The sequence below is a fragment of the Arthrobacter tumbae genome (assembly GCF_016907495.1).
Classification (GTDB): domain Bacteria; phylum Actinomycetota; class Actinomycetes; order Actinomycetales; family Micrococcaceae; genus Arthrobacter_D; species Arthrobacter_D tumbae.
This window is the reverse complement of the sequence record NZ_JAFBCC010000001.1, coordinates 920,991-936,152: the sequence shown is the minus strand read 5'-3', so window position 1 is coordinate 936,152 and position 15,162 is coordinate 920,991. Positions and strand designations below refer to the sequence as shown.

Below are 15,162 nucleotides of genomic sequence, written 5' to 3'. Positions count from 1 at the left end.
TTCCTTGGCACCCCCACCGCCCTCCGCACCGGCCGGAGACCCCACACTGACCGCCCCGATTCCCGTCACCTCTCACCGCCCACCCTGGCGTGACACCTTCATCTCGCTTCGCATCCCCAACTTCCGCCTGTTCGCAATCTCCCACCTCATCGCCGTCGTTGCAGTCTGGATGCAGCGCATCGCACAGGACTGGATGGTCCTGGAACTGTCGGGGTCCGTTGCAGCGGTGGGCGTGACTGTTGCGCTGCAGTTTGCGCCCATGCTGATTCTGGGGCCCTGGGGAGGAGTGGTGACAGACCGTTATTCCAAGCGCACCCTCCTCATCATTTCGCAGAGCGTTGCAGCGCTGATGGCTGCAGCCATGGCGGTGCTTGCGCTCTCCGGGCTGATCGAGGTGTGGCACGTCTACCTCATCGCCTTTGTCCTGGGTCTGGTCACCGTGGTGGATGCGCCTGCGCGGCAGGTCTTCGTCAACGACCTCGTTGGGCCCATCTACCTGCGCAATGCCATCAGCCTCAACTCGTCGATCTTCCAGCTCGGTGCCATGGTGGGCCCGGCGGTCAGCGGTTTGCTGATCGTTGCCGTCGGAGGAGGATGGGCTTTCGCCATCAATGCGATCGCCTGCTGTTACACCGTGCTGACGCTGTGCCGGCTGCGTACCGACCAACTCAACGCAACAGCGCCGGCACCCCGCGCCAAGGGGCAGCTGCGTGCGGGCGCACGCTACCTCCTCAACAAGCCGGCGATCTTCTGGACCACGGTCTCAGCCGCCTTCGTTGCCGTCTTCGCGTTGAGCACACCGGTGCTTCTGGCAGCCTTCGCGGACAGCGTTTTCGAATCGGGCGCGGGCGGCTACGGGCTGTTGAACACGGCGCTGGCCAGCGGCTCGCTGGTCGGCGCTCTCGCATCCACCCGCAGAACCACGCTGCGGCTGCGCGGGGTGCTTGGAGGGATGACGGCGTTTGGCGGGTTCATGGTGCTTGCCGCGTTCGTCCCCAGCCAGTTGGTCTTTACCACGCTGATGTTCTTCGCGGGTATCGGGTGTCTCTGGTTTGTCACGGGAGCCAACCAGTTGGTTCAGACTTCCACGAACCTGGCGATCCGCGGACGTGTGATGAGCCTTTACATGATGGTGCTCATCGGGGGGCAGGCACTCGGCGGTCCCATGATTGGCTGGCTCGCGGAGAACATCGGTGCACAGCCCACCATGATGATTGCCGGAGGGGTTCCCGTTCTGGCGGCCGGAGGCATCGCCGTCGTGCTTGCCCGTCGCGGCCAGCTGACTGTCCGCTTCCGCTGGACAGCAGCTCAGGATGAACGACGGCGGTTCCTTGCGATTGTGCCGAAGGTTTCGTAGCCGGACGGCGGGCTCGCCTGCAAGGAGAACTTAGCCGTGTAGAACAGCAGTAAATAATGGGGTCATGAGCGTACTTCTCGTCATTGTCCTCTTCGCCGTAGCAGCAGTGGCCGAGATCGGGGGAGCCTGGCTCGTGTGGCAAAGCGTGCGGGAAGGCCAGCCGTGGTGGTGGGCAGGCCTGGGGATCATGGCCCTCGGCGCTTACGGGTTCGTGGCGACACTGCAGCCCGACGCGAACTTCGGCCGGATCCTTGCCGCATACGGCGGAGTCTTCGTTGTTGGATCCCTCGCCTGGGGGATGGCCTTTGACGGGTTTCGGCCTGACCGCTGGGATCTGATTGGAAGCGCCGCCTGCCTGGCCGGCGTTGCGGTGATCATGTTCGGGCCGCGCTCCGCGAGCTGACCGGTTTGATCTGTGGAGCGGGCGACGGGAATCGAACCCGCGTATCGAGCTTGGGAAGCTAGCGCTCTACCATTGAGCTACGCCCGCATGCGGCCGAAACCGCTCCATAAACACTACAACATGTGCGGGATGCATTTCAGACGCCCGTGCGGTGGCTGACGTCTTCGCAAGCGCGGTCAGCGTCGTTGCAAGTGCGGCCAGCGTCTGTGCAGGAGTGTCAGTCGGGTGCCTCCCCGGATTCCTTTCCACGCTGGCTGGACGAGGCACCCTTGACCCACTCCACCAGTTCCTTCCAGGGACCTTCCACTGCGCTCTCGGCAACCGTCACTTCCCGGTAGCCGATGGCGATGTGGTAGACGTAGCGATCACGTTGGGGATCCTCGAGCCCGCTGCCTTCCACCTTCTCCAGAAGGGGCAGCCAGCGTTCCTCCGCCTCGGTGGAGCTCACCTCCACACTCCAGGTACGGGTCAACCCGGCGAATCCCCCCGAGCGCGATACCTCAATCCGCGTCACAGCACGCCCACTTCCCGCCAGGCGTACTGCACAGCGTCAGCCTCCGGTGAGCCGTTTCCGAACCGTGCGGTGGCGGCGTCGACGGTGACGGACGCGAACAGTGCGAAATCGCAGTCCGTGGGGACGCGTCCTCCCGTTGCGGAGTCATACCAAATCTGTCCACACCGCTCCCACGCGTTGCCGCCCAACCTCGTGGCGGCTATGTAGAAAGCATGATTCGGGATGCCTGAATTGATGTGCACGCCACCGTTGTCGGAGGTGGTGTCCACGTAATCCGCCATGGTGGCGGGCTGCGGATCCTTGCCGAGGACGTCGTCGTCGTAAGCGGTTCCGGGAGCCTTCAGCGAGCGCAGCGCGCGCCCCTCCACCTGATCGGTGAAAAGGCCCTCGCCGACCAGCCAACTCGCGGCGTCCGCGGACTGGCCCAGCTCACGCTGCTCGACCAGCACACCGAAGACATCCGAAATGGATTCGTTGAGCGCACCCGACTGGCCCTGATACCGCAGGTTGGAGGAGTACTGGGTGAATCCATGCGCCAGTTCATGGCCGATCACCGTGAGCGACGCGGTGAAGCGTCCGAAGATTTCACCGTCACCGTCACCGAACACCATGCGGGAGCCGTCCCAGAACGCGTTGTCATACTGCTGGCCGAAGTGAACCGTGGCATCCAGCGACAGGCCGGCGTCGTCAATGGATGACCTTCCGTACACCTCGCTGAACAGCTCATACGTTGCACCGAGGCCTGCATACGCTTCATCCACCGCTGCATCACCCGTAGCCGGATCGCCTTCCCGTCGGACGGTCTGTCCCGGCAACGTCTCGCTGCCGCCGGCGTCCGCTATGGTCCGGCGCAGCGCCAGCACGACGGCGGTACCGGCTCCCCGCGATGGATCCCTGGGAGCGGTGGCCCGGGCATGATGGATGGGGTCCAACTGCACGAGCGCTCGCCGGGCGGCAGCCGCCGCACCGCGATGTTCCGGAGCGTCGAGGCCGGCCAACCGGGCCAACAGGTAGGGCGGAACAATGCTGCAGCGAACGTGGGTAGGTGTGCGTGTGATCATGCTGCCTCCTCGGGTTCCTCCAACCTAGTGGCCGCCCCTGACAGTCTTCAATGGCGCCCTTCAATGGCGCCCTTCGATGGCGCACTTGTAGGGGCGCGCTTCGATGGCACGAAGAACTACGCTGGGGGCATGAGCGTGGAGCGGAACACCCGGAACCTTGAAGCAGGCATCGAGAAGGATTTCTCCGGAAAGATGAGCTACGGGTCCTACCTCGCACTGGACTCCATCCTGTCCGCGCAGCATCCTGTCAGCAGGCCCGAACACCATGACGAAATGTTGTTCATCATCCAGCACCAGACCTCCGAGCTGTGGCTGAAGCTCGTCCTCCATGAGCTGAGTGCGGTCCGCACTTACCTGCGCGCGGATGATCTGCGGGCGGCCATGAAGGGCATAGCCCGCATCAAGCACATTCAGCGCTCGCTGACCGAGCAGTGGTCGGTGCTGGCGACGCTCACGCCGTCGGAATATGCGGAGTTCCGCGGTGCGCTCCAGTCGGCCAGCGGCTTCCAGTCCTACCAGTACCGTGCCGTCGAGTTCCTGCTTGGCAACAAGAACGCGGGCATGCTTCAGGTCTTCGAGAGTGACGCTGAGGCCTTCGAACTCCTGTCCCGGCTCCTGCAGGAAACCAGCATCTACGACGAGTTCATCTCCTACCTCTCGCGTCGCGGCTACGGCATCCCCGCGGAACTGCTTGAACGGGACGTAACACGTGCCCACGAGTTCAGCCGCGGGCTGGTCCAGGTCTACAAGGAGGTGTACGAGGACGCTGCCGGCCACTGGGACGTCTACGAGGCGTGCGAGGAGCTCGTGGACCTGGAGGACAACTTCCAGCTGTGGCGGTTCAGGCACCTGAAAACGGTTGAGCGGACCATAGGCCACAAAACGGGAACCGGAGGGTCCAGCGGGGTCGGGTTCCTGCAGAAGGCGCTGGAGCTGACGTTCTTTCCCGAGCTGTTCGCCGTCAGGACCGAGATCGGGCGCTGACTGCCTTCGATGAGATCGGCTTGAACTGCGTACGGTATTTTTAGACGGTGCTGATCTCAGACCGCGACATCCGAACCGAAATTGCCGCCGAGCGCATCCTCCTCGACCCCTATGATCCCGCGATGGTTCAGCCGTCGAGCGTGGACGTCCGCATCGACCGGTTCTTCCGGCTCTTCGACAACCACAAGTACGCGCACATCGACCCAGCCGAGAACCAGCCGGACCTGACCCGCCTGGTGGAGGTCGCTCCGGACGAGCCGTTCATCCTGCATCCGGGGGAGTTCGTCCTCGGTTCCACTTATGAGCGGGTTACGCTCCCTGACGACATTGCGGCGCGCCTGGAGGGCAAATCCTCGCTCGGGCGTCTGGGCCTCCTCACCCACTCGACGGCTGGCTTCATCGATCCCGGCTTCTCCGGCCACGTCACGCTTGAGCTGTCCAACATGGCAACCCTGCCGATCAAGCTGTGGCCGGGCTCCAAAATCGGCCAGCTCTGCTTCTTCAAGCTCACCTCGCCGGCGGAGCACTCCTACGGTTCAGGGCAATATGGCAACCGCTATCAGGGCCAGCGGGGCCCGACGGCGTCGCGCAGCCACCTGAACTTCCACCGCACCGAGATCGCCGAGGGCACCCCTTCCCGCTGAGACGGGCACAAGGCGCAGCACTACGGCGCAGGAACGACGGCGGGAGTCACCTGTGCAGGCGGCTTCACCGGGAGCAGCACCAGCAGGCCGGCCAGCAGCACCACCAGAATCCCGATGATGCCGAACCGCTGTTCCCCGAACACTCCGATAAAGAGTGAGAAAAGCGCTGGAGCCAGGAAGCTGACCGCACGGCCGGTGGTCGCATACAGCCCGAACATCTCGCCCTCCTCACCCCGCGGTGAGAGGCGTGCGAGGTAGGCCCGGGAAGAAGCCTGTGCCGGACCCACGAAGAGGGTGAGCAGGAGTCCGAAGATCCAGAACGTAGTATCACCGCTCCAGTTCAGGCCGAACATCTGCTGGTCCTCCGCTCCAAGGACCATCACGGCGGTGCCCGCGACCAGAAGACCGATCAGCGACACGATGATGACCAGTTTGGGGCCGACGCGGTCATCGAAGTAGCCGCCGATCACTGCGCCGACGGCAGCGATGACGTTGCCCACGATGGCGAACAGGATCACCTCGCTGAGCTCGAAACCGAATGTTCCGGCAGCGATGATGCCGCCGAAAGTGAACACCGCCGCCAAACCGTCACGGAAAATGGCGCTCGCGAGCAGGAAGTAGATGGTGTGCGGGCTGGTCCGGTAAATCGCCTTGATCCGCCGGAAGAGCAATCCATAGGAGGCGAGGAAACTCAGACGGTCGGCATGGCGCTGCCGGGGGACTTCGGGGACCGCAAACATCACCGGGAGTGCGAAGGCGAGGAACCAGAGCGCGGAGAAGACGGCGACCAGCCGGATATTCAATGCGCCCTCGGTGCTGGACCCGAACCATTCGAAGACCGGCTGGACAAAAGCGACCAGAACGATCACCAGGGCCACGATGCCGCCCACGTACCCCATTGCCCAACCGAATCCGCTGACCCGTCCCACGCTGGAGGGGGTGGAAATCTGCGCGAGCATGGCGTTGTAATTGACCCCGGCGAACTCGAAGAAGATGTTCGCGGCAGCAATCAGCGCAACGCCGAGAATGAGCAGTTCAGGGCGCGGGAACACGAAGAAACACAGGGCGGTCAGCGCCGCGACGGCCAGGCTGTTTACGCCCAGCCACAGTTTGCGGCGGCCGCCAACATCCGACCGTTGGCCGGTCACCGGAGCGAGGAGCGCAATGAGCAGGCCGGCAACTGCGAGACCCCAGCCGAGAACCTCGGATGCGTAGGTCTCTCCGCCGAAGGCGTCGGAGGTCAGGTACACCGTGAAAACGAAGGTGGTCATGACTGCGTTGAAAGCCGCTGAGCCCCAGTCCCACGATGCCCACGCAAGCACGGGTTTGGATAGGAGTCGGCCAGGGGGCTGTTGGGGGTCCGTGCTCATAGGCTGCATGCTATCCGCTGCGAACCAACAACTGGTTGAAGGCCGCTTTTATTCCCTGTGCCGGCGACTTGTGCGCTGGGCAGAAACGGGAGGATGCCTCGAGTATGCCACGGGTAGAATGAAACATATGCCCTTGACCGTCAGCTGACCGTCTCATTCGGAGAGATCAGGAGATCATCGTGCTACCCGTGCTCATCGCCCTCTTCGCGGTGGCCGCAATAGCGCCCTTGATCTTCCGCCTGATGGGCCGATCGGCCTTCTACCTCCTTGCCGCGGTTCCGGCGGCCGGATTCGTATGGCTGCTTGCGACCTTCGGCGATTACATCAACGCAGACCAGACCAGCGGCAACGGCCAACCCAACGCACCGCCGTCCGTCGTCGTTCCCTGGATTCCCCAGCTTCAGCTGGAACTGGCCTTCCGCATGGACGCGCTGGCCGCGGTGCTCAGCATCCTTGTTCTGGGCGTCGGATCCCTGGTGCTGTTCTATTGCGCACGCTATTTCAAGCAGGACGACGCCAACATCGGCCCGTTCGGAGCCCAGTTGCTCGCCTTCGCGGGCGCCATGTTCGGTCTGGTCATCGCCGATGACCTGATCCTCCTGTTCATCTTCTGGGAACTCACCACTGTTCTGTCCTACCTGCTGATCGGATACTCGAGGCATCGCCTCTCAGCCAGGCGTGCGGCGCTGCAGGCGCTCATTGTGACTACGCTCGGCGGCCTGGCCATGCTCGTTGGCCTCATCATTCTGGGGCAGTCAGCCGGCACTTACCGGCTCTCGGACATCCTTGCGCGTGCAGATTCCCTCACCGGCCCTGCAGTGGAGACGGCGATCGTCCTGATCCTTGTCGGTGCGCTCTCCAAGTCCGCACTTGTGCCGTTCCACTTCTGGCTTCCCAGTGCCATGGCAGCGCCGACGCCGGTCAGCGCGTACCTGCACGCTGCCGCGATGGTGAAAGCCGGCATCTACCTGATCGCCCGGTTTGCGCCCGGTTTCTCGGACACCCTGCTCTGGCCACCGATCGTCCTGAGCCTCGGTCTCGCAACAATGATCTTCGGCGGGTGGCGCGCCCTGCGCCAGCATGACCTGAAGCTGCTCCTCGCCTACGGCACCGTGAGCCAGCTGGGGTTCCTGACGATCGTTGTGGGCCTGGGCGGGCAGGAGGCAGCGCTTGCGGGACTGGGGCTCCTGCTGGCCCACGGGTTCTTCAAGGCGACGCTGTTTCTGGTGGTCGGCATCATCGACCACCAGTCGGGTACCCGTGACATCCGCAAGCTGTGCGGGATCGGCCGGTCCGCACCGGTGCTGGCCGCCGTCGCCGTTGTTGCTGCCGCCTCGATGGCCGGGATCCCCCCGCTGTTGGGTTTCGTGGCCAAGGAATCCGTCTTTGAGGCTTTTGTCCACCGGGCGGAGGAGGGCCCGGTGGGCGTGGTGATGCTCATCGGGATCGTCCTGGGCTCCATGCTGACCTTCGCGTACAGCGCCCGCTTCATCTGGGGTGGTTTCGCACGGAAGTCCTCGGCCCCGACACCGTTCAAACGGGTTGAGCCGTCCTTCCTGTTCGCTCCCGCGCTGCTGGCCGTTGCATCCGTCGTGTTCGGCCTGTGGCCGGCGCCGCTCGACTCGGCGGTCCAGCCGTATCTCAGCACCTTCCCGGCGGTCGGGGAGACTCCCCACCTGCTGCTCTGGCACGGTGTCACTCCGGCGCTGTTCCTGTCCCTGCTATCGATCGCGGGCGGGCTGGCGCTGTTCCTGCTGCGCGAGCGCTTCGAACGGCTGCAGACCAGATTCGCCCCGGATATCGACGCCGAGCGGAACTACAAGGCGGTCATCGGTGTTCTCGATGACGTGGCGGTCTGGCTCACGGGCCGCACCCAGCGGGGTTCGCTGGCGTTCTACCTGTTTGTCATCCTTACGATGGCGATCGTGACGCCGCTGAGCGCTCTAATCTTCTTCGACGCACCTGTGCCGCAGGACTGGTACCTGGCGGACTCGCCCGCCCAGCTCATTGCCGGCGTCGCCATCATCCTTGCCGCCATCGCGGCGCTTCGCGCCACCAAGCGGTTCATGGCGGTCATCATGGTCGGCGTCACCGGCTACGGGATCGCGCTGATCTTCGCGCTTCAGGGCGCGCCGGACCTGGCACTGACCCAACTGCTGGTCGAGACGATCGTGCTGGTTGCCTTCGTGCTCGCGTTGCGATCCCTCCCAGCGCGTCTGTGGCAACGCGCACCGGGACGTAAATACCGGGTGCTCCGCGCAGTGCTTGGTATCTCCTTTGGTGCGGTGATGGTCGCCATCGCGATGTCGGCGATGGCTTCCCGGGTAGCGGAGCCCATCTCGCTGAGCTTCCCCTCGCTGGCTTACGACGACGGCGGAGGCGCCAACATCGTCAACGTCACCCTCGTGGACATCCGGGCATGGGACACCTTCGGCGAAATCAGCGTGCTCGCCATCGCTGCCACCGGCGTGGCAAGCCTGATTTTCATCCGTGGCCGCGGTGACGGACGTGTGCGTGCGGACGGAGTCAAGAGCGGGACTGTCGGGCGCGGCAAGGAACCGATCGATGCGTACGGCAGGGAGGCCGCTGCCCTTGAGCTCGCCAAGAAGTTCGCGAGCTCGGTGAACGATGCGTGGCTGGTTGCGGGCCGGACCCTTGCACCTGAGCGCCGCTCCATCATCTTCGAGGTGGTCACCCGCCTGCTTTTCCACTCGGTGATCATCTTCTCGATCTATCTTCTGCTCGCCGGGCATAACCTTCCGGGCGGCGGGTTTGCCGGTGGACTGATGGCAGGACTGGCCCTGACCATCCGATACCTTGCCGGTGGCCGCTTCGAACTCGCGGAGGCCACCCCCGTCAGTGCCGGCCTGCTCCTCGGCGGGGGCCTCGCAACGGCGGCCCTGACGGCGATCGTGCCGGTGTTCCTCGGCGGCGAAGTCTTTCAGAGCGCAATCATCGAGGCAACCTGGCCGGTGTTCGGAGACATCAAGTTCGTGACGTCGACCATCTTCGACATCGGCGTCTACATGGTGGTGGTGGGGCTGGTGCTCGACGTGCTGCGTAGCCTCGGCTCCGAGATCGACGAACGTAGCGAAGGGGTTACCGCAACCATCGATGCCGGAACGCCGGAGCAGACCAAGACGCCGGAGCAGGCAAAGAACAGGGATCCGGAAGAAGAGGTGGCTCAGTGAGCGTCAACATCACGCTGCTTGTCATCATGGGTGCGCTTTTCGCCGCCGGAATCTACCTGCTGCTCGAGCGGAGCCTGACCCGGGTATTGCTCGGACTGATCATGCTCACCAACGGAGCGAACATGCTGCTTCTTGCCGGCGGCGGCGCCGCCGGCAAGGCGCCGTTGTACTCGGCGGATATTCCGGCCGAGGAATATAGCGATCCGCTTCCGCAAGCACTGATTCTCACCTCCATCGTCATCTCATTTGCTGTCACCGCCTTCATGCTCGGCATCATCTACCGCTCGTGGGTCCTTGGGCGCCAGGACGAAGTGCAGGATGACATTGAAGACCGGCGGGTGGCGTCGCAGAGCAGCTTCGACGCAGAGGACGACGCCGAGGTGCCCATTGAGACCACCGAGTTCACGCCGGTTGAGGAAGCCGAAGAAGCACCCGGTGCCCAACGAACGGCAACCGCCAAGAAAACAAACAAGCCACGGACGGGGGAGCGATGAACATAGCGAACCTTGCGCCCCTCGCGGTCGTTCTTCCGTTCCTCGGGGCAGCGCTGGCGTTCCTGCTTATTCGGCATTCCCGTTCCCAACGGGCTGTCAGTATCACAACACTGTGTGTGACGCTCCTGATCGAGATCTTCCTGCTCATCGACACCAGCGGGAAGGGCACCACGGCAGTCTTCATCGGCAACTGGGCCGCGCCGTTCGGAATCACGATGGTGGTGGACCAGTTCTCCGCCCTGATGCTCGTGGTCTCCTCAGCGGTCAGCCTCGCCGTGCTGATCTACGCCACCGGCCAGGGTATGACAGACGGGGACGAAGACGGTCCGATTTCGATCTTCCACCCCACCTACCTCATCCTGGTGGCAGGAGTCTCCAACGCGTTCCTTGCCGGAGACCTGTTCAATCTATACGTGGGATTCGAAATCCTGCTTACCGCGAGTTACGTCCTCATGACCCTCGGAGGCACCACGCCGCGCATTCGTGCAGGGGTGACCTACGTCGTCGTCAGTGTGGTTTCCTCGATGCTTTTCCTTATCAGCATCGGGATGATCTATGCGGCTACCGGAACCATCAATATGGCGGATCTGGCACTGAAGCTTGCCGATATTGACCACGGGACACAGATGATCCTGCATTTGATGCTGCTGGTCGCTTTCGGCATCAAGGCTGCAATCTTCCCGTTGTCCTTCTGGCTGCCCGACTCCTATCCGACTGCCCCTGCGCCCGTAACCGCGGTGTTCGCGGGCCTGCTGACCAAGGTTGGCGTGTACGCGATGGTCCGGACCGAGACGCTCCTGTTCCCCGGAGACCGCATCAACACGCTGCTCATGGTCGTCGCGATGCTCACCATGATCGTTGGAATCCTCGGTGCGCTGGCGCAGTCGGACATCAAACGTATGCTCTCCTTCACGCTGGTCAGCCACATCGGCTACATGGTCTTCGGGCTCGCTGTCTCGACCGTGATCGGCCTGGGGGCGGCGGTCTACTATGTCGCTCACCACATCATCGTGCAGACCAGTCTGTTCCTCGTGACCGGTCTGATCGAACGCCGTGGCGGGACGGCCAACATGGACCGGCTCGGCGGGCTGGCGAAAATCTCCCCGTTGCTGGCTCTGCTGTTCTTTGTTCCGGGTATGAACCTGGCCGGCATTCCGCCGTTCTCCGGTTTCCTTGGGAAGCTGGGACTGCTGCAGGCCGGTGTGGAACTCGGAACGCCGCTGGCCTACGTGCTGGTGGGAGCCGGAGTGCTGACAAGTCTGCTGACCCTGCTGGTGATCGCGCGGGTGTGGAACCGTGCCTTCTGGCGCCAGCCGGAGGACGCAACCCACCCCGATCCCATCCTGATGGCAACGTCAGCCGACGGCTCAGCCGTTCGAACCTCACGGCGGGTTTCAGGGCACAGTACCGGAAAGTTCGCGGGCAGGACTGCGGTGAACCTGTTGCCCCGGAGCATGGTGGGGGCAACTGCCGGGCTGGTGATGCTGGGCGTCAGCCTGACCCTCATGGGGGGTCCGCTTTTTGCCCTCAGTGACCAGGCTGCACAGCAGATGCTCGAGCGGACACCCTACATCGACGCTGTCCTTGGCGAGGGCGCTACCGAAGCGGCAGGAGCAACGCCATGATGTCCAGACAGAAAATTCCGCTGCGGGTGGAGCTGCCGCTGCTGGTCTGGCTCGTTATCGTGTGGGGCGCGCTCTGGCAGGACTTTAGCCTGGGAAACATGGTCTTCGGAGCGATCATCGCCTTCGCAGTCGCCAACCTGCTCTATCTTCCGCCTGTTGAGCTCAGCGGCCGGTTCAATGTGTTCTACGCCGCGGGATTCGCCGGGAGGTTCCTCCACCAGTTGGTGCTGGCCAGCTTCCAGGTATTCTGGCTGGCGCTCACGCGCGGGCCACGGTTGAAGAACGCGGTTGTCGCAGTGCGTCTGCGCAGTCCGTCTGACCTGTTGGTAACCGCCACCGGGCATGTCCTTTCGCTGATCCCGGGATCGCTCGTAGTGGAGGTGGACCGTTCCACATCCACGCTCTACCTGCACTGTTTGAATGTCGCCACCAGCGACGACGCGGAGAAGGTGCGCCAGAACGCCCGGCGCACCGAGGAATGGCTCATCCGCGTCATGGGGACCCGGGATGATCTCGCGCTGCTGGACACTGACGCTCCGCACCACCTCGACGGAAGGGGACACCCGTGAGCGTAATCCTCGGCATTGTCGCCGTGATCCTCGGCATCTCGGCGCTGTTCGCCATCTACCGGGTGGCGCGTGGTCCCTCGATCCTTGACCGGGTGCTAGCCGTTGATGTCCTTCTCGCGATCGTGGGTGGTGCGCTCGCTGCGGACATGGTGTTCAACGGACACACCAACAGCCTCGTGATCCTCGTAGCAACCTCCGTCGTCGGATTCATTGCCTCGGTGACCGTCGCCCGATTTGTCACGGATAAGAAGTGAGCCGCTGATGGATACTGCCCTGGATATCCTGACCGCCGTTTTGCTCCTGGGCGGAGCGCTCATGTCGCTGGCTGCCGCCGTCGGACTGTTGCGTTTTCCGGACCTGCTCAGCAGGATGCACGCGGCAACCAAGCCCCAGGTTCTGGGACTGTTGCTCTTCCTGTTGGCCATCGCGGTGCAGCAGCGTTCGTGGGCAGTGGTGCCCGTCCTGATCGTCTGCTGGATCTTCCAGTTGCTGACTGCGCCCGTGTCGGCGCACATGGTGGGCCGCGCGGGCTACCGCACCAAGCACCTGCGCAAGGATCTGCTCAGCATGGATGACCTTGACGATGTCGTGGAACACGCGGCCACACGTCGCCGTGAGGCCGGGGACCGTGCGTCCAATGAGTGAGGCCGAGCCGAGCCAGTAGCCACCCGCGCTGCCGGTGCCTTTGGTCAGGTTCTGCCTTGGTCAGGGCTTCGCCTGTGGTCAGGGTTCTGCCGTTGGTCAGGGTGGTGCCGCGCGTTCACCGGTGCCCGTGTGGGTGTGGGTGCTCGCGTGGGTGTTGGAGTCTGTGCCGATGTTAGAGCGCGCGAGGTGGTTGTGGATGGCTTGTTCTACTTGCCAGTAGCGGTTGCGTTTGGGTGTTTGGTGGGGGTCGAGGTATTTGGGTGGTGTGAACCAGGGGATTCCGTTGATTGATTCGACGGTCCAGTTTCCTTGGTGGATTTGGTGGTGGTGCCAGGAGCACAGCAGGACGCCGTCGCTGAGGTTGGTGGTTCCACCTGTTGCCCAGGGGATGATGTGGTGGGCTTCGCACCAGGTTGCGGGAGTGGTGCAGTCGGGGAAGGCGCAGCCTTTGTCCCGTGCGACCAGTGCTCGTCGCAGGTGGGGTGGGAAGAGGCGTTGGGTGCGGCCGATGTCCAGGACCTGGCCTTCGCCGCCGAGCACCAAGGGGAGGATGTCTGCGTCGCACGCGAGTTTACGGATACTGCGGGCGCTCAACTGTTGGGCGAACACCGAATGCCCGTCGTGCCCACTGTGCCGTCCGTGTCCGTCGTGTCCGCTGTGTCGCCCGTGTCCGTTGTCTGCCAGGTCGTTGAGGAGGTCGCGGTAGTTGATGGTGACCATTACTTGGGGTCGGTGGCCTCCGGTTGCGGGGAGGCCGTCACCTGCGAGTGCGATCCGGCAGGCTGAGACGAGACCGTCGAGAAGGCTCTGTTCACGGGTCGGCTGATCGGGGCTTGAGCCGGCGTCGTTGTCGCCGCCGTCGGTGAGGTTGCCGTCGGTCGTGCCGGTTCCCTGGTGAGCGGTGTTTTGTGCTCGGGGGTTGGTGGCGGTGTTCATGACGGTGATGAGGTGTTCGTATTGTTCGTCGGTGGCGCCGATTTCCATGAAGTGCAGGCCGTGGCGTCTGCCGCGCAGGAACACGCCCTGGCGTGCGCGGAGGATTTTGTCGGTGGGTTCGGTGCCGTCCTGGTCGATGATGTCTTCCCAGCGTTGGGCCAGGGCCCGCAGGACGTCTTCATCGGATTCGACGGCCTGGCGGACCAGGTGCTCTTCCATGGCATCGAGTTCCTGGCGGGTCGCGGCGGGTGAGACGCGGTGCATGGCGTTGCGGATGATGGTGGCGGCACGGCTGCTGAGCGCACCGGCACTGGTTGCTTCAGCCAGAACACCCAGCGGAGGTGTGAGCGCTGCTCCTGGTCCGGGAATCTCGGGCAGGACGTCGTGTCCGAGCCGTAGCCGGCGGTTCGCTTCGGTGCGGCTGATACCGATTTTCGCCCGTAGGTAGTCCGCGGTGTTCTTGTGCGGGTCCCGGGCGTCCGTGGTGGCGAGCTGGTGGTCCTCGGCGGCACGGGCAGCCACGGTCTGCAGGTGATCGACCAGTTTGGAGAGCTGCTCGACCTCGACCAGGGTTGCCGCGGCCTCCTGCGGACTCAACGTCAGGTACGACGACTCATACTGCTGCACGAAGGCCTGTAGGTCGGACCGCAGGCCACCCAGGAGAGACGTGTCTTCCGTGGTGGGTTCGAGCACTGCGACGGCCATACCCAAATTCTATCGAACACGCGTTCTAATCACGATCGAATACCGCCAATGTGGAGGACAAGTGAAACAAACTTATCCACAACCCCGTACGTGAATGCCGCCAACCCGCGTAGGCCTAGGTGAGGTGACGCGTGCGCTCGTAGCGGTGAATGGCCCGCTGGGTGGTGCGGTTGGTGAGCACGCGGATGGTGGTGCTGACACTGCCCGAGATAATGGCGAAGATCAGCGCTGACCGAAGCGTGTTCTCAAGGCCCTCCACGTCCTTCGGAGGCTCGTTTCCGGTGACCCGCTTCCAGATGAAGTCCACCAGCTGCGTGCCTATGAGGCCCGCCCCAATGCCCAGTCCAACGCCCATCAGTTTGAAGATCGCGTTCATGGTGCCTCTTTCAGTCGGCTTAGCTTTCCTCCCAGCCTAGCGTTATCGAGGCGATCCTTGGAGGACCCGGTGGGTCACCGGCCGCTGCATGACCGCAACGACGACGACGGCGTAGCACGGCTTCCGGTGTAGAGTTGGTATCGCTCAAACAACGACAGGGGAGCGCAGCCACGCAGGTGGTGGGCGCTGAGAGTGCGGATCACCGCAGACCCTCGAACCTGATCCGGCTAGTACCGGCGAAGGGAGTCGAGTTCTCGAGGCTTCACGGCGTCTTGCCGGAAGGCCTCC

15 protein-coding genes, 1 tRNA gene and 1 riboswitch are annotated in these 15,162 nt (G+C 63.6%); of the genes, 10 read left to right on the top strand and 6 right to left on the bottom strand.

The window, feature by feature from the left end; translation table 11 throughout:
• The first annotated feature begins 4 nt into the window (after positions 1–4).
• Together JOD47_RS04475 and JOD47_RS04470 are read left to right on the top strand one after the other, a co-directional pair.
• Complete coding sequence (locus JOD47_RS04475; protein ID WP_239548009.1) at positions 5–1,357, top strand: MFS transporter; 1,353 nt, start codon at positions 5–7, stop codon at positions 1,355–1,357.
• A gap of 64 nt (positions 1,358–1,421) precedes the next feature.
• Positions 1,422–1,760 carry a YnfA family protein gene (locus JOD47_RS04470; protein WP_204532323.1) on the top strand — a complete coding sequence of 113 codons (339 nt, stop codon included), beginning with the start codon at positions 1,422–1,424 and terminating at the stop codon, positions 1,758–1,760.
• A gap of 13 nt (positions 1,761–1,773) precedes the next feature.
• Here the strand turns inward: JOD47_RS04470 and JOD47_RS04465 are convergent.
• The 3 genes from JOD47_RS04465 to JOD47_RS04455 all read right to left on the bottom strand — a co-directional run bounded on the left by JOD47_RS04465 (position 1,774) and on the right by JOD47_RS04455 (position 3,335).
• Positions 1,774–1,847: transfer RNA gene (locus tag JOD47_RS04465), tRNA-Gly, on the bottom strand.
• 130 nt (positions 1,848–1,977) lie between these two features.
• Positions 1,978–2,274: a protealysin inhibitor emfourin gene (locus tag JOD47_RS04460; RefSeq protein WP_307836193.1), complete on the bottom strand. Its 297-nt coding sequence runs from the start codon at positions 2,272–2,274 to the stop codon at positions 1,978–1,980.
• The gene (locus tag JOD47_RS04455; protein ID WP_204532320.1) at positions 2,271–3,335 is read right to left on the bottom strand and encodes a M4 family metallopeptidase; all 1,065 of its coding nucleotides are present in this window, start codon (positions 3,333–3,335) and stop codon (positions 2,271–2,273) included. Before JOD47_RS04455 ends, JOD47_RS04460 begins: the two co-directional genes overlap by 4 nt.
• 129 nt (positions 3,336–3,464) lie before the next feature.
• Between JOD47_RS04455 and kynA the strand changes: the two genes are divergently transcribed.
• Together kynA and dcd are read left to right on the top strand one after the other, a co-directional pair.
• Positions 3,465–4,319 carry a tryptophan 2,3-dioxygenase gene (gene kynA / locus JOD47_RS04450; protein ID WP_204532318.1) on the top strand — a complete coding sequence of 285 codons (855 nt, stop codon included), beginning with the start codon at positions 3,465–3,467 and terminating at the stop codon, positions 4,317–4,319.
• 47 nt (positions 4,320–4,366) lie between these two features.
• Positions 4,367–4,963: a dCTP deaminase gene (dcd, locus tag JOD47_RS04445; RefSeq protein ID WP_204532310.1), complete on the top strand. Its 597-nt coding sequence runs from the start codon at positions 4,367–4,369 to the stop codon at positions 4,961–4,963.
• Positions 4,964–4,983: 20 nt separating this feature from the next.
• Here dcd and JOD47_RS04440 read toward each other — a convergent pair whose 3' ends face one another.
• Positions 4,984–6,333 (bottom strand): MFS transporter, encoded by a 1,350-nt coding sequence (locus JOD47_RS04440; protein ID WP_239548008.1) that lies wholly within the window; start codon positions 6,331–6,333, stop codon positions 4,984–4,986.
• A 179-nt stretch (positions 6,334–6,512) separates the two neighbouring features.
• Between JOD47_RS04440 and JOD47_RS04435 the strand changes: the two genes are divergently transcribed.
• The 6 genes from JOD47_RS04435 to mnhG are packed head-to-tail and all read left to right on the top strand — an operon-like array spanning position 6,513 to position 12,857.
• Positions 6,513–9,524: a Na+/H+ antiporter subunit A gene (locus tag JOD47_RS04435; protein WP_204532307.1), complete on the top strand. Its 3,012-nt coding sequence runs from the start codon at positions 6,513–6,515 to the stop codon at positions 9,522–9,524.
• On the top strand, positions 9,521–10,018 hold the full coding sequence (locus JOD47_RS04430; protein ID WP_204532300.1) for a Na(+)/H(+) antiporter subunit C: 498 nt from the start codon (positions 9,521–9,523) through the stop codon (positions 10,016–10,018). Before JOD47_RS04435 ends, JOD47_RS04430 begins: the two co-directional genes overlap by 4 nt.
• The gene (locus tag JOD47_RS04425; protein ID WP_204532298.1) at positions 10,015–11,643 is read left to right on the top strand and encodes a Na+/H+ antiporter subunit D; all 1,629 of its coding nucleotides are present in this window, start codon (positions 10,015–10,017) and stop codon (positions 11,641–11,643) included. Before JOD47_RS04430 ends, JOD47_RS04425 begins: the two co-directional genes overlap by 4 nt.
• A complete protein-coding gene (locus JOD47_RS04420; RefSeq protein ID WP_204536426.1) occupies positions 11,643–12,212 on the top strand; it encodes a Na+/H+ antiporter subunit E in 570 nt (189 codons plus the stop codon). The genes JOD47_RS04425 and JOD47_RS04420 overlap by 1 nt, the downstream gene beginning before the upstream one ends.
• The gene (locus JOD47_RS04415) at positions 12,209–12,466 is read left to right on the top strand and encodes an MrpF/PhaF family protein (RefSeq protein WP_204532296.1); all 258 of its coding nucleotides are present in this window, start codon (positions 12,209–12,211) and stop codon (positions 12,464–12,466) included. Before JOD47_RS04420 ends, JOD47_RS04415 begins: the two co-directional genes overlap by 4 nt.
• Before the next feature lie 7 nt (positions 12,467–12,473).
• Entirely contained in the window at positions 12,474–12,857 is a 384-nt protein-coding gene (gene mnhG, locus JOD47_RS04410; RefSeq protein ID WP_204532294.1) for a monovalent cation/H(+) antiporter subunit G, read from the top strand.
• A gap of 96 nt (positions 12,858–12,953) precedes the next feature.
• On the opposite strand, the gene JOD47_RS04405 is transcribed toward mnhG, so the two are convergent.
• Both JOD47_RS04405 and JOD47_RS04400 read right to left on the bottom strand, forming a co-directional pair.
• The gene (locus tag JOD47_RS04405) at positions 12,954–14,498 is read right to left on the bottom strand and encodes an HNH endonuclease signature motif containing protein (protein WP_204532292.1); all 1,545 of its coding nucleotides are present in this window, start codon (positions 14,496–14,498) and stop codon (positions 12,954–12,956) included.
• 115 nt (positions 14,499–14,613) lie between these two features.
• On the bottom strand, positions 14,614–14,874 hold the full coding sequence (locus JOD47_RS04400) for a DUF4235 domain-containing protein (protein WP_204532289.1): 261 nt from the start codon (positions 14,872–14,874) through the stop codon (positions 14,614–14,616).
• A gap of 146 nt (positions 14,875–15,020) precedes the next feature.
• Positions 15,021–15,136, top strand: a riboswitch (TPP riboswitch).
• Positions 15,137–15,162 lie beyond the last annotated feature (26 nt).

What these genes read in the sequence shown, in the direction of transcription:
- JOD47_RS04470 (WP_204532323.1), top strand. Translation starts at nt 1,422, where the DNA reads ATGAGCGTACTTCTCGTCATTGTCCTCTTCGCCGTAGCAGCAGTGGCC.
- kynA (WP_204532318.1), top strand. Translation starts at nt 3,465, where the DNA reads ATGAGCGTGGAGCGGAACACCCGGAACCTTGAAGCAGGCATCGAGAAG.
- JOD47_RS04440 (WP_239548008.1), bottom strand. Translation starts at nt 6,333, where the DNA reads ATGAGCACGGACCCCCAACAGCCCCCTGGCCGACTCCTATCCAAACCC.
- JOD47_RS04400 (WP_204532289.1), bottom strand. Translation starts at nt 14,874, where the DNA reads ATGAACGCGATCTTCAAACTGATGGGCGTTGGACTGGGCATTGGGGCG.
- mnhG (WP_204532294.1), top strand. Translation starts at nt 12,474, where the DNA reads ATGGATACTGCCCTGGATATCCTGACCGCCGTTTTGCTCCTGGGCGGA.
- JOD47_RS04405 (WP_204532292.1), bottom strand. Translation starts at nt 14,498, where the DNA reads ATGGCCGTCGCAGTGCTCGAACCCACCACGGAAGACACGTCTCTCCTG.
- JOD47_RS04425 (WP_204532298.1), top strand. Translation starts at nt 10,015, where the DNA reads ATGAACATAGCGAACCTTGCGCCCCTCGCGGTCGTTCTTCCGTTCCTC.
- JOD47_RS04420 (WP_204536426.1), top strand. Translation starts at nt 11,643, where the DNA reads ATGTCCAGACAGAAAATTCCGCTGCGGGTGGAGCTGCCGCTGCTGGTC.
- JOD47_RS04455 (WP_204532320.1), bottom strand. Translation starts at nt 3,335, where the DNA reads ATGATCACACGCACACCTACCCACGTTCGCTGCAGCATTGTTCCGCCC.